This is a genomic window from Endozoicomonas sp. (assembly GCF_031844845.1).
Classification (GTDB): domain Bacteria; phylum Pseudomonadota; class Gammaproteobacteria; order Pseudomonadales; family Endozoicomonadaceae; genus Endozoicomonas.
This window is the reverse complement of sequence record NZ_JAVRMB020000175.1, coordinates 1-13,830: the sequence shown is the minus strand read 5'-3', so window position 1 is coordinate 13,830 and position 13,830 is coordinate 1. Positions and strand designations below refer to the sequence as shown.

Annotated in this window: 10 protein-coding genes; 6 read left to right on the top strand and 4 right to left on the bottom strand. The window is 47.9% G+C overall.

The window, feature by feature from the left end:
• Window positions 1–783 (bottom strand): hypothetical protein (locus RM811_RS09155; protein ID WP_402523193.1); only part of this gene is annotated, 783 nt, incomplete at its 3' end.
• Between the two features lie 730 nt (window positions 784–1,513).
• Between RM811_RS09155 and dapB the strand changes: the two genes are divergently transcribed.
• The 6 genes from dapB to hisD all read left to right on the top strand — a co-directional run bounded on the left by dapB (window position 1,514) and on the right by hisD (window position 9,824).
• Window positions 1,514–2,317 carry a 4-hydroxy-tetrahydrodipicolinate reductase gene (gene dapB / locus RM811_RS09150; protein WP_402523191.1) on the top strand — a complete coding sequence of 268 codons (804 nt, stop codon included), beginning with the start codon at window positions 1,514–1,516 and terminating at the stop codon, window positions 2,315–2,317.
• 209 nt (window positions 2,318–2,526) lie between these two features.
• Window positions 2,527–3,663 (top strand): glutamine-hydrolyzing carbamoyl-phosphate synthase small subunit, encoded by a 1,137-nt coding sequence (carA, locus tag RM811_RS09145; protein ID WP_402523188.1) that lies wholly within the window; start codon window positions 2,527–2,529, stop codon window positions 3,661–3,663.
• A 103-nt stretch (window positions 3,664–3,766) separates the two neighbouring features.
• On the top strand, window positions 3,767–7,012 hold the full coding sequence (gene carB, locus RM811_RS09140; protein WP_402523185.1) for a carbamoyl-phosphate synthase large subunit: 3,246 nt from the start codon (window positions 3,767–3,769) through the stop codon (window positions 7,010–7,012).
• Window positions 7,009–7,485: a transcription elongation factor GreA gene (gene greA, locus RM811_RS09135; protein ID WP_402523183.1), complete on the top strand. Its 477-nt coding sequence runs from the start codon at window positions 7,009–7,011 to the stop codon at window positions 7,483–7,485. The genes carB and greA overlap by 4 nt, the downstream gene beginning before the upstream one ends.
• A 390-nt stretch (window positions 7,486–7,875) precedes the next feature.
• Entirely contained in the window at window positions 7,876–8,517 is a 642-nt protein-coding gene (hisG, locus tag RM811_RS09130; RefSeq protein ID WP_402523181.1) for an ATP phosphoribosyltransferase, read from the top strand.
• Window positions 8,514–9,824, top strand: coding sequence for a histidinol dehydrogenase (gene hisD, locus RM811_RS09125; RefSeq protein WP_402523179.1), 1,311 nt, complete (start codon window positions 8,514–8,516; stop codon window positions 9,822–9,824). The genes hisG and hisD overlap by 4 nt, the downstream gene beginning before the upstream one ends.
• Window positions 9,825–9,892: 68 nt before the next feature.
• Here hisD and RM811_RS09120 read toward each other — a convergent pair whose 3' ends face one another.
• The 3 genes from RM811_RS09120 to RM811_RS09110 form a co-directional block, all read right to left on the bottom strand.
• Complete coding sequence (locus RM811_RS09120; RefSeq protein WP_402523176.1) at window positions 9,893–11,854, bottom strand: hypothetical protein; 1,962 nt, start codon at window positions 11,852–11,854, stop codon at window positions 9,893–9,895.
• A gap of 649 nt (window positions 11,855–12,503) precedes the next feature.
• The gene (locus RM811_RS09115) at window positions 12,504–13,409 is read right to left on the bottom strand and encodes a BadF/BadG/BcrA/BcrD ATPase family protein (RefSeq protein ID WP_402523174.1); all 906 of its coding nucleotides are present in this window, start codon (window positions 13,407–13,409) and stop codon (window positions 12,504–12,506) included.
• Between the two features lie 6 nt (window positions 13,410–13,415).
• Window positions 13,416–13,830: ChbG/HpnK family deacetylase (locus RM811_RS09110; RefSeq protein ID WP_402523172.1), on the bottom strand; the 415-nt coding region annotated here is incomplete at its 5' end.

Below are 13,830 nucleotides of genomic sequence, written 5' to 3'. Positions count from 1 at the left end.
ATCCCCTGTTATGGTATCCATTGTCGTGTGTTGATCAGCCGCTGTGACCGGCTTGCCAGTCATGCCTGCAGTAACACCTATTTGCGCAAAAGACTGGAGCCAGGGTTCGAGGAATGGCTGATATTCCTGTGGCAGGCTTTTGCAGAGTTGATGCAAATAATGATGTACCTGGCTGTGAGCGCCATAGTTTGCTGCAAGCTGTGTCAGCATCAGAGTGGCGTAGGTAAGGTTACCGCTGCTAATGGCTGGATAAAGAGAGCATAAGGTAACGGCAATATTGGAGACGTCGGATATCTTTTTTGCAATGCTGACGCCGGGCGAGTTTGCTCCACAGACAGCGGAAGCCATCCCGGGAGCATGGTATAAGCTGGTTATGGCCATATTGGCAATAGAAAAGGGGTCAACACCCCTCACTCTGGCAGCGCCCACGGCGCCGGTTATTGTCGCAGCAGCATGGTTTACGGTTGCCCCGTGGTTTCGGGCGGCAGTGGTCAGGCATTCTTCCAGAACCCGGTAAGCTGTTTTGCCTAAATTGACAGGTGTCACTTTTCCCCATCCCATCAAGTGACCATCAATAATCAGGGTGATTCTTTCTGAGAGGGGTTTTGGTTGAGTGGTTAAATTTGTTGCTGCTGTGGGTGTCTTGTTTTCTGAATCCGGGGGATACGGTTTTGCAATCTTTTTAGCCGGATTGCCAGGAGCCAGCCTATAGGATGTTTCTTGCTCCCGGCCTGTTGGTACTAGTTCTGACTTTATGGATGTATTACCAAATACTGCGTACATTTCAAAAAAACCTGTTTCAAAACAGACCATCAAAAGCTGTTTGTAGTTTATTTTGCTTAATTAAATAGATGGCTGGTGACTGTTGTGTATTTCTTATGGAATTACAGAAATACATGGAACCCGGTGAATATGGAAAGTTCATCAACTATGCATCGGGTCTAGCTCTGACAACGGTTAGATGAATGAATTTCCATGGTTGAATGAAAGAATATTTAAGGCTGAAGTTTGTAATTTTTTGCCTTGTTCTATCTGTGTTTGCTGAATTTTTTGGAGGATTTTTTACCGCGGATCTTTCTGGATACTTGCTGGATAAAAAAAGTGACAAGAATAGAAGGCTGGCAAAGGAATATTGAAATTATCAATAACCTTATTGGTGAAGGTGATCTTCAGGTTTAGCAGTGTTCCTGCCGGCCCTGCTCCGGGCCGGTTATGCTTTTGGTCAGAGATTAAATGATCTGCGCTTCCCGGATCATTGTTGAGACGGTTTTCAGAATGACCAGTGCCAGAATCAGTTTTGGTGCCCAGTGCATCCCCCGAACATCCTGAACAAACTGTCGGATCATGACTTCCCCCCTCGATAATAAGTATGTCGCAGAGCGGCAGAGTATCGCTTTTTTGCTGGAAAATAAAAGCGGTTCAGGTATTTTTCCGGGCTGCTTGCTGTTTGTGTGTAGTCCGATAGACTGTTTTCGACTTTTAACGACATTAGCCAGATCAGAGGGAATGTAACGTGATCAGAGTTGCCATTGTGGGTGCTGCCGGGCGAATGGGGCGGATGCTGGTGGAAGCCGTTGCCGATGATAAACAGTGTCAGATGGGTACAGCAATTATCAAACCCGGTGATAGTCTGCTGGGGGTTGATGCGGGTGATCTGGTTGGCGTTGGTTCCCTGGGTGTGCCGTTAACGGATGATCTGGCTGCGGCTATTAATGATTTTGATGTTCTGGTTGATTTCACTTCGCCTGAATTGACCATGGAGAATGTCGAGTTGTGCAGGCAGCATGGCAAGGGAATCGTCATTGGCACAACCGGTCTCAGTAGCAGCCAGAAAGAGAGTCTGGCCAAAGCTTCAGAAGATACGGCGGTTGTTTTTGCGCCCAATATGAGTATTGGTGTCAACCTGGTGTTCAAGCTACTTGAAATGGCGGCAAAGGTCTTGGGTGATGATGCGGACATCGAAGTCATTGAGGCTCATCATCGTCACAAAGTGGACTCCCCTTCTGGTACCGCTCTGAAAATGGGGGAAGTGGTGGCGGACACCCTTGGCCGCGACCTTGAAAAGTGTGCAGTTTATGGTCGTGAAGGATATACCGGGCCAAGAGACCGTGAAACCATTGGCTTTGCCACGGTTCGTGCTGGTGATGTAATTGGTGATCATACAGTGTTGTTTGCCAGTGAAGGCGAGCGGGTAGAGATAACCCATAAAGCCAGTAGCCGTGTGATTTACGCCCGGGGTTCTCTGAGAGCAGTACGTTTTCTCTCTGATAAACGCTCTGGCCTTTACGATATGCAGGATGTGCTTGGAATTAAGTGATTTTCCATAATTTTATATGGACAAGTATCAGGTGCCATGATTCAATGCGAAAAATTTGCATTGAATTTATCTGCTGGTGACGGGGTATGGAATCAAAAGCGAGATGGTTTTTTAAAACATCTCGCTTTTTTTGGGTCTGTAAACTGCTAACTCATCAGCACCATAGCGTTCGGGCATAAAACGATCAGATTCAAAAATGGGAGGATCCTTTGACTAAGACGTCTGTTTTAGCTCTGGAAGATGGTAGTATTTTCCGGGGGATTGCCATCGGTATTGATGGCGAAACCAGTGGTGAGGTGGTTTTTAACACGGCAATGACCGGTTATCAGGAAATTCTCACCGACCCTTCCTATTCCCGCCAAATCGTTACGCTGACCTATCCCCATATTGGTAATACCGGTATTACACCGGAAGATGAAGAATCTCCTGAAATTCATGCTGCTGGTCTGGTCATTAAGGACCTGCCACTGCTGGCCAGTAACTGGCGCAGCAAGATGTCTCTGGATGAGTACCTGAAGTCTCGCAATATTGTGGCAATTGCCGGTATTGATACTCGCAGGCTGACTCGGATTCTGCGGGAAAAAGGGGCTCAGAACGGCTGTATTATTGCGGGCGATTCGATAGATGAAGCACTGGCTCTAACCAAAGCCCGTGAATTTCCGGGCCTTAAAGGCATGGATCTGGCAAAAGAGGTCACCACTGACCAGCATTACGTCTGGACAGAAGGTGTCTGGAGTCTGGAAACGGATAGCCATGCTGAAGTGACTGACCTGCCTTTCCACGTAGTAGCCTACGACTTCGGTGTGAAAAGAAACATTCTTCGCATGCTGGCTGAACGGGGCTGCCGCCTGACTGTTGTTCCGGCCACAACCCCTGCCAAAGAGGTTCTGGCTATGAACCCCGATGGTGTTTTTCTCTCTAATGGTCCTGGTGATCCCGAGCCTTGTGATTACGCCATTACGGCCATTCAGGAAATCCTGACAACTGAGCTGCCGGTATTTGGCATCTGTCTGGGTCATCAGTTGCTGGCGCTGGCCAGTGGTGCGAAGACTGAGAAGATGAAATTTGGTCATCATGGCGCCAACCATCCGGTTCAGGATCTCAAATCCGGTCAGGTTCTCATTACCAGTCAGAACCACGGTTTTGCGGTGGCAGAAGACTCCCTGCCAGGGACTCTGAGAGCGACCCATAAATCACTGTTCGATGGCAGCTTGCAGGGTGTTGAGCGCACAGATCGTCCGGCCTTCAGTTTCCAGGGACACCCTGAAGCCAGTCCGGGACCACACGACGTAGCCGGATTGTTTGACCACTTTGTTGAGATGTTGAAAGCAGCCAAGACTGCCTGATGACGAAGTCCGCTGCTATTAAAACAGCCTTGAGCGGAAAGCACCCTGCCTGAAATCATGACAGCCGGGGCACTTTCACAGAAAAGAATTGCGTGAGAGAAAGATGCCAAAACGTACTGATATTGAAAGTATTCTGATTCTCGGGGCTGGCCCAATCATCATCGGCCAGGCCTGTGAGTTTGACTATTCCGGAGCGCAGGCCTGTAAGGCACTGAAGGAAGAGGGTTACCGGGTTATTCTGGTGAACTCCAACCCGGCCACCATCATGACCGACCCGAGCATGGCGGACTCAACTTACATTGAGCCGATTCGCTGGGAAACGGTCGAAAAGATTATTGAAAAAGAGCGCCCTGACGCCGTTCTCCCTACCATGGGTGGCCAGACAGCTCTGAACTGTGCCCTGGACCTGTTCCATAAAGGGGTGCTGGCAAAGTACAACGTGGCCATGATTGGTGCCAGTCAGGAAGCCATTGATAAGGCAGAAGACCGCCAGCTGTTTGACCGGGCCATGAAAAACATTGGTCTGGAAACCCCTAATTCAGGTATTGCCCATACCATGGAAGAAGCCCGGGCGGTGCAGGCAAAGGTAGGCTTCCCCTGTATTATTCGTCCGTCGTTTACCATGGGTGGCACCGGTGGCGGTATTGCCTACAACAGAGATGAGTTTGAAGAGATCTGTTTCCGAGGCCTTGACCTTTCCCCAACCAGTGAGCTGCTGATTGATGAATCTCTGATTGGCTGGAAAGAGTATGAGATGGAGGTGGTGCGTGATTGTAAGGATAACTGCATCATTGTCTGTGCCATTGAAAACTTCGACCCTATGGGGGTTCATACCGGTGACTCTATTACGGTCGCGCCAGCCCAGACGCTGACCGATAAGGAATACCAGATCATGCGTAACGCTTCCATTGCGGTACTGCGTGAGATTGGTGTGGAAACCGGTGGCTCTAACGTACAGTTTGGTATCTGTCCGGATACTGGTCGTATGGTGGTCATCGAAATGAATCCGCGGGTTTCCCGCTCTTCTGCCCTGGCTTCTAAAGCGACGGGTTTTCCCATTGCCCGGGTAGCCGCCAAACTGGCCGTGGGTTACACCCTGGATGAGTTGAGAAATGAGATCACCGGTGGTGTAACTCCAGTCTCCTTTGAACCCTCCATCGACTATGTTGTTACCAAGATTCCCCGCTTTGCCTTTGAGAAATTCCCCCAGGCCGATGACCGCCTGACCACTCAGATGAAGTCTGTGGGTGAGGTGATGGCCATTGGCCGTACTTTCCAGGAATCTGTCCAGAAAGCCCTGCGCGGTCTGGAAACCGGTGCCACCGGCTTTAACTCCATGTTTGATTACCAACTGGATGCCTGTTCTGATGCCGGGCGGGACGAGGCCCTCGCTATTATTCGCCGTGAGCTGATTACGCCTAAAGCCGATCGCATCTACTACGTTGCCGATGCTTTCCGTGCGGGTATGACCATGGAGGAGGTGTTTGCCCAGTGCAAGATTGACCCGTGGTTCCTGGTTCAGATTCAGGATCTGGTGATGGAAGAAGCGGTACTGACCGGTGAGACCATTTCTGGCTTGACCAAAGAGCGGCTGTTCCGCCTGAAGCAGAAAGGCTTCAGTGATCCCCGTCTGGCTGAACTGCTGGGTGTGCAAGAGGCTGAGGTAAGAAACCTTCGTCGTGAATTGGGTGTGAAACCGGTCTACAAACGTGTTGATACCTGTGCTGCCGAGTTTCAATCTACGACAGCTTACATGTATTCATCCTATGATGAAGAGTGTGAGGCAGAGCCTTCTGATCGTGAAAAAATCATGATCCTTGGTGGCGGTCCAAACCGTATTGGTCAGGGTATTGAATTTGATTACTGCTGTGTTCATGCGGCATTAGCGGCCCGTGAAGACGGTTATGAAACCATCATGGTTAACTGTAACCCTGAAACGGTGTCCACCGATTATGATACGTCTGATCGTCTCTACTTTGAGTCAGTGACGCTGGAAGACGTTCTGGCCATCATTGATGTAGAAAAACCCGGTGGTGTTATTGTTCAGTACGGTGGACAGACTCCGCTGAAGCTGGCCCGCGCACTGGAAGCGGAAGGTGTATCGATTATCGGTACCAGCCCGGAAGCCATTGACCGGGCGGAAGACCGTGAGCGTTTTCAGCAGATGATTCAAAAACTGAATCTGCTGCAGCCAGCCAACGCCACCGTTCGCAGTGAAGCGGATGCTATCGTTAAGGCGGCTGAGATCGGTTACCCGCTGGTGGTTCGCCCATCCTACGTTCTGGGTGGCAGGGCGATGGAAATCGTCGACGGCGAAGACGAGCTGGTTCGCTACATGAAAGAGGCGGTACAGGTTTCTAACGACAGTCCTGTTCTACTGGATTCTTTCCTGAACCGTGCCGTGGAAGTGGATGTGGATGCGATATGCGACGGTGAGCGAGTCGTGATCGGAGCCATCATGCAGCACATTGAGCAGGCGGGTATTCACTCTGGTGATTCCAGCTGTTCATTGCCGCCTTATAGCCTGAGCCGTCGTCACCAGGATGAGATTCGTGAGCAGGTAAGCGCCATGGCCATGGAGCTTGGGGTTATTGGTCTGATGAACGTTCAGCTGGCTATTCAGGATGATGAGATCTATGTGATCGAGGTTAATCCCCGGGCATCCCGTACCGTGCCTTTTGTTTCCAAGTGCATTGGTCACTCGTTGGCCAAGATTGCTGCGCGGGTGATGATGGGTAAGAGTCTGGAAGCGCAGAACTTTACCACTGAGATTGTACCGCCTTACTTCAGTGTGAAAGAGGCTATCTTCCCATTTAATAAATTCCCGGGTGTAGATCCGATTCTCGGCCCTGAGATGAAGTCTACCGGTGAAGTAATGGGTGTTGGTGCCACCTTCCCGGAAGCGTTCCACAAAGCGCAGCTGGCAGAGAATATGCAATTGCCTGTCGGTGGTAAGGTTATTCTCACGGTGCGGGACTTTGATAAGCCTGACGTGCCCATGATTGCCCGCTTATTCATGGATATTGGTTTTGAGCTTCTGGCCACTTCAGGTACTGCTAAAGTGATTGAAGAAGCGGGTTTGCCCGTGACCATCATCAATAAAGTGCACCAGGGAAGACCGCATCTGGTGGACATGATCGTCAATGGTGATATAGCCTTCATGATTAACACCACTGAAGGTCGTCAGGCCATTGCTGATTCTTATTTGATTCGTCGCTCCGCATTAACCAATAAGGTGCTATATACAACCACCATGGCGGGAGCAGAAGCGATTGCAAGGTCAATTGCTTTTGGATCAGAAAGATTAGTCAGACGACTTCAGGATTTACACGAAGGTAACGTTGGATGAAAAGAATTCCCATGACTGTGGAGGGCGAAAAAGCTCTCCGCGCGGAACTGACCCATTTGAAAGGGGTTGAGCGCCCTCGTATTTCTGCGGCTATTGCAGAAGCCCGGGAGCTGGGTGACCTGAAAGAGAATGCTGAATACCATGCTGCCCGTGAGCAGCAGAGTTTTGCAGAAGGCCGTGTTAATGACATCGAGGCCAAGCTGTCAAACGCTCAGGTGATCGATATTAATGCCATCGCCAAAACCGGTAAGGTGCTGTTTGGTACGACGGTTGTTCTGATTAACCTGGATAATGATCAGGAAGTGGAATACAAAATCGTTGGCGATGACGAAGCGAATATCAAGGTGAACAAGATCTCCGTAAACTCGCCCATTGCCCGTGCCTTGATTGGCAAAGTAGAAGGCGATGAGGTCGGAGTCAAGACGCCTTCTGGCAATGTTGCGTATGAGATTGATGAAGTGAAGCATATCTGAGTTTTCTGTCGTTACTGGTTGAGCATTATCCTTTCCAGCTATCGCTAATATGAGCCCTGCTCCGTTATCACTGAACGGAGCAGGGCTTTCTCTTTTATAAAGCCCAACAATTTCACCGATGATTGCAGGATGATTGCAGATAGCTTGTTGGGGCTCGCATTCGCTCGACCCAACGTAACTTTCCCTATTTCTATGTTATTCTTCAATGCCGTCCGCTGAGAGAGTACTCAGACCAATAAGTGCTCTTTTGAGGAATGGTTCAGGTTATCGGTAATCACTGATAGCTGGATAAAAGAGAAATAATAATTTATTGATTCTTGATTTTGCAGTTCTTCTACCTTCAGCATTTTTTAGAAAAACGCATTATAAATAAGGAAGCCTGAGAGAAGTATGTCGAGCCAGATCACCATCGCGCTGTCCAAGGGGCGCATTCTTAAAGAGACTCTCCCCCTGTTGAAAGCCGCAGGTATTGAGCCTGCTGAAGATCCAGATAAAAGTCGCAAGCTGGTGATTGGTACAACACATCCCCATGTTAACCTCCTTATTGTCCGGGCCAGTGATGTACCGACCTATGTGGAGTATGGTGCCGCCGATATGGGCGTCGCGGGTAAAGATGTGCTGATGGAGCATGGCTCCTCTGAACTTTATGAACCCCTTGACCTGAAAATTGCCCAATGCAAGCTGATGACAGCTGGAAAGGTTGGGGCTCCCCCCAGGTCATCCGGTCGACTCAAAGTGGCGACCAAATTCGTCAATGTTGCCAAGCAGTACTATGCCTCTCAGGGCATTCAGGCTGACATCATCAAGCTATACGGTTCTATGGAACTGGCGCCATTGGTTGGCCTTGCGGATGTCATTATTGATGTGGTGGATACCGGGAATACCCTTCGGGCTAATGGCCTGGAGCCTCAGGAGCTGATTGCTGAAATCAGTTCCAGAATGGTGGTGAACAGGGCTTCCATGAAAGTGAAACACAAGCTGATTGGCCAGCTGTTAGATCAGCTATCCAGCGCGATTGAGGAAAAGGCATGACACCTGAAGTAGTCGCCCCGATTCAGCTGGACTTCAGCAGCCCTGAGTTTTTTTCTCAATTGGATGCATTGCTGGCCTGGGAGTCTGTTTCAAACGACAGTATCCAACAGCGGGTAAAAGAGATTATTGATCAGGTCCGTAAACATAAGGATCAGGCGGTTCTGGAATATACCTGTCGTTTTGATAGACGTCAGATAACCAGTATGGCGGAGCTTACACTGGGTTCTGAGCATTTGCAGAAGGCGCTTGATGCTATTCAGCCAGAACAGCGGGCAGCATTGGAAACGGCTGCCAGCCGAATTCGTGAATATCATCAGCATCAGCAGCAGAGTTCCTGGAATTACCGGGAAAGTGATGGCACCTTGCTTGGGCAGCAGGTGACACCCATGGATCGGGTTGGGCTTTATGTTCCCGGTGGTCGCGCCTCTTATCCTTCATCCGTATTAATGAACGCTATACCCGCGTCCGTAGCCGGTGTCCCGGAAGTGGTGATGGTGGTGCCTGCTCCGGAAGGGGGGCTGGACGAACTGGTACTGGCGGCTGCAGCGATTGCGGGTGTTAATCGTGTGTTTACTATTGGTGGTGCCCAGGCGGTGGCTGCATTGGCCTACGGTACACAAACCATTCCACGGGTGGATAAGATCGTTGGCCCCGGCAATGTTTATGTGGCTACCGCCAAGCGGGAAGTCTTCGGTCAGGTAGGGATTGATATGATTGCCGGACCATCGGAGATACTGGTGGTTTGTGATGGCAAGAGTAATCCGGACTGGATTGCCATGGATCTCTTTTCCCAGGCTGAGCATGATGAGGATGCCCAGGCGATCCTTATCTCGCCTGATCGTGATTTTCTGGGGCAGGTTCAGGAAAGTATCAACCGCCTTCTGCCAACCTTGGAACGGAAGGGTATCATTGCAGCGTCGCTTAATAAGCGCGGAGCTTTGATTGCTGTACCCGATCTGGAGTCTGCTTGCGAACTGGTGAATCGCATTGCGCCAGAACATCTTGAGCTATCGGTTGAGAACCCTGAAACTTTGTTGCCAAAGATACGTCATGCCGGAGCCATTTTTATGGGTCGATATACGGCGGAAGCCCTGGGTGATTACTGTGCCGGGCCGAACCATGTGCTGCCAACCTCCGGAACCGCACGATTCTCTTCGCCCCTGGGAGTGTATGATTTCCAGAAGCGTTCATCGGTGATTCACTTTTCTGAACAAGGTGCTTCAGAGATGGGAAAAGTGGCATCAGTGCTGGCCAGGGGGGAATCATTAACAGCTCATGCCCGTTCGGCTGAGTATCGTATTAAATAATTATTTTTTGCAGATAATGAGAAGCCAACCGTGGTTGGCTTTTGGGGGATCAGAAGAGGATTGTAGAACTATTTTTTCTTTTTTCCACTTTTTGTTTTCTTTGGTGATAAGTATTCCACAAGTTGCTCATCAACCAGATCTTTATGAATAAGGTCCAGTCCTTCTGTAATAGTAGTGATTTCGAAAGCGGTTTTTTGTGTGATCGAAGAATATAAGGCTGATATTGTCCTAAAATTTGTTGCGTAACTATGTAGTCTTGTTATTGCTTTCTGTGGTTTTTTTTGATCCTGAAGTCCAGAAAAAGGGTCTTTGCAGTTTTGGTATTTTTTGCAGATTTTGTCGATAAAAGTATTGATTATTCGTAGTTTTACATTGACATCTACACTATATGGGTTTGATTGGACAGGATTCAGATATCTTTTTTCAAAAAATATTCTCAATAGCCTGGTTGAGGTTGTGAAATGCTCTGAGTCGTTGAAATCAATTGTAATATTTTCAAATAAAAGTTCGATGATTTTGTTTATTAACTCTTTATTCCTAAAGAAGATAAAGATCTTGGTTGTTCCGTTCTGGTTTTTTTCTTGCCTGATGAATAGAGCGTCTATTGTAATCTGTACGATTGCATCAAGAAGAGAGGGCTCGCCTGTATTTAAAATAAGCAATGCCAGTGAATGTACAGCACTCCATATTTCATAGTCAATTCTTACGAGTTCTAGAGAGTCTGGTGATAAATCGCAGTCTTTTATTTTTTTATTGTAATCATAAAATTGACGGCAGTAGTTTATTAAGGTTGTGATGGTGTGAGTAAGTTTTTTGATGGTTTGTTGTTTTTCTTCTTCTTTCTTTAATTGTTGATAAAAGGCATTAATTGCACTGCATTTTACATTTATGTCTTTGGTATGGCTGTATCTATGATACAGGTTCGTGAGTTTTTCTGTTGCCAGATTTAGTGCTTTATGTGTTTTTGATTCAAAGTTGCCTTCGGGTATGAGGAATAAAATTCTATTTGGTTTTTCATTTTTATGGGTGTTGCCCAGTGTTTTAAATAAACTGCTGAAAAATTCATGATGATCCCAGCCCAGTATTGTCTCGTTGTCATCTAAAAACAAGAGTGTTTTCTCTTTTGCTTTCTCGGGCTCCCCTGTTAACTCCTTGAATTTTCTTCTAACCGTTTTTCTGTAATCAAGATCCGTCTTTTCCCTCTGAGAAAGTTGTTTGAATATACTGTTAAGTGAATGGTCAAGAGGGGTGTCCGGGGATGATTGTTTTTGATCTGAATTATAAGTTAAGGGCGTAATGAGTCTGTTTGTTTTAAACAGGATGTCGCTTCGTGACCGTTGATCAACACAAAAAGGAACGCTGGCAGTCGCGGCTTTATCGGATTTTCGATGAGGTTTGGTGGGTATTTCCTGAGGCGACTGGTCATATGCATTTTCAACATAGTGCAGTATCCCATCAATCATCTCCATCCCTCCTGGCGTTGGTCTGGCTAAGACGCTGCCGGTTCTTATTCTGGCTGGTAGTGAGTTAGATTTCTGGAAATGGCCATTTATTGCTGAACCATAGACTTCCTCAATCCTGGAGTCTTGAGATGTGACGTTGATTCGGGTGTTGTTTTTATTCAGAGCTATCTTACCCGTCAGTAAATCACAGGCTTTGGTTTCTTCGAGTTGTTCTTTTGTTAGTTGATTCGAACTTATAAAGAAGGAGTCACCCCTGCCTTCTCTTGAGGTGTCAGGCTGCTTGATTTTGCTGGTCTGCTCATACTGACGGTCTTTGCTGTTGGTTATAATTATGTTGATGCCGTTCACCAGCGCAATGATTCCATCCCCCAGAGGACAGTTTTGCAAATAATAACGGATACCATCTTTTTTATTCGGAGGGTAAATGGCTATTTGTATGCGGACATCTTGCACTATATTAACATCATGAAAGTTGAGTGAAGGGCGTTTATCCGTGTGCGGGATATTTGCTGGTCCGGTGGGCATTTGCTGGTCAGTCGGCGTGTTGGTCTGTGTTGGTATATCCATGAATATTGATATCTCATCCGAAATTGTTGTGCACTGAATTAGCTGGCGTATTTAATGTTTTGTCAGGTTTTCGATGAAAAATTCTCTGACTTTTTTTACAACGCTGTTGTCACGAGCATCTTTTATGAGGATCAATTAAGAAGTTCGCCATAAGTAGGTGGTAGTTTGCAATCGAATTTTTAGACCACTCGTTCAGTAATAAGTTCTAACTTCTTTTAACCAGGCACCAGCAGTCGATGGCCTCCCGGGAATTTCCCTGCTGAAATAATCAAAAACACACAATCATCCACTTTTCAAGAAGTAGGAAATATGCTTCTACACCTTGGTATCATTGTCGATGGTCAGTTTATCAAGAAATACCGAACATTCGACCGGTCAGTTTATATGAAAGCAATCTTCCACCTAATAGAATCAGATGTGCAAAGACCACCGAAACCTTTATAAAGGTCGGTTAAATCCTTACCAGGATGTTGGGTAGGTAATATTTTTATTAAATTGTTTATTTATTATTATTTTGAATAATCTGAATTCAAATATTTAAAATGTATATTGGGCCTCTCCTGTATCTGCCCAGTTATCGTCAGGATGGGGGGGCAGTACAGGAATATTTCGATAATCCGAATTTGTAGCTATTTGATATACATGCAGTTTAAAGATCAGTGGCGTGTTTTTTTGCCATTACCAAAGCACCCTGCATGGCATCACCCTGAGGCAGGGTAGCAATACCGGCAACGTCTTCAGGCAACCATGGCATCACAAATTTACTGAGTCCGCCTACCAGTGCGCACTGGTTTGCTCCGCGCTGGTGAAGTACACGAATCATCATGGCTGCGCCTTCAGCGGATTCCTGAATCAGCTGTTCAGCTAGTGGGTCGTTTGTACCAATATATTCAACGATCAGCGGTCCATAAGCGCCGTAATCTCTGGGCAAGGCAATGTCCTGCCAGGCAACGGCATTTTCCGGGTTGTTCTCAAAGGTTGCCATGATGGCTCTGCTCAACGGTGTTTCCGGCTTCATGCCTTCATGGGCCAGCAGTGAGTAACGAATGGCGGCTAATCCCAGGCTGGCACCACTGCCATGGTCAGAGATCGGGAATCCCCAGCCACCCAGTGTTTTCATCTCGCCATTAATCAGACTGGCGCCACAGGAGCCGGTACCCAGAATCAGAATGGCGCCATCGTTGCCATTAAAGGCACCCATACAGGCGGCGTAGGCGTCAGTTTCCAGGAAGATGCTGGCAAATGGCAAGCCCCAGCCCAGTACCAGGTCCCGTTCTTTCTGCTGGTTGACTCCGGCCAGTCCCAGTCCGGCATATATCCGTCCAAGGTCGCTTTCTTCAAGGCTTGCCTTACTCATCGCTGCACGGGTTGCCTGCATAATGGCATTACAGGCTGAATCGAGGCCTGTGCGAGGGTTAGCACTGCCTGCGAAACCTTCACCCAGAATATTGCCGTCAAGATCAGTAATACGGGCGCGGCATGAAGTTCCGCCACCGTCTACACCCAGAAGTAGTGGTTGTCTGTTGTCTGTTTCTTTTAATGGTGTGGATGCCATGTTCGTTTAATCCTGCAGACAGCTGTAATCGGAGATAGTTACACCCATACCACTTAGACTTTCAAGCAGTGATGGATCGGTCAGAATCGCCAGCTCACGGGTTCTGGCTGTAGAGTAGCGACTGGCTTCCAGCAGTGGTTCATCAATCAGGGCGGGATGTGCCATGAGTTCCAGTACCTGAACTCTGCCCAGGTATTGGCGAACAATTTCCAGAAGGTGTTCGCAGGTCAGGTGGTCACCATAAAACTTGTCTGAAAACCCAAGGCTTTTGCCTTTATATTGGGTCATTTCATTTTCCGGGCGAAGTGGAACCTTGTACTCTTCGGCCAGTTTTCTGGCAATAGGGGCTACCAATGCGTGGCGGTGGCAGTGGTGGTGACCGTCTATATGGCTGAGTGATACGCCCAGGTTCAGGAAATGT

Coding starts and splice junctions, on each gene's coding strand:
- RM811_RS09115 (WP_402523174.1), bottom strand. CDS start 13,409: ATGGCATCCACACCATTAAAAGAAACAGACAACAGACAACCACTACTT.
- carB (WP_402523185.1), top strand. CDS start 3,767: ATGCCAAAACGTACTGATATTGAAAGTATTCTGATTCTCGGGGCTGGC.
- hisG (WP_402523181.1), top strand. CDS start 7,876: ATGTCGAGCCAGATCACCATCGCGCTGTCCAAGGGGCGCATTCTTAAA.
- hisD (WP_402523179.1), top strand. CDS start 8,514: ATGACACCTGAAGTAGTCGCCCCGATTCAGCTGGACTTCAGCAGCCCT.
- greA (WP_402523183.1), top strand. CDS start 7,009: ATGAAAAGAATTCCCATGACTGTGGAGGGCGAAAAAGCTCTCCGCGCG.
- RM811_RS09120 (WP_402523176.1), bottom strand. CDS start 11,854: ATGGATATACCAACACAGACCAACACGCCGACTGACCAGCAAATGCCC.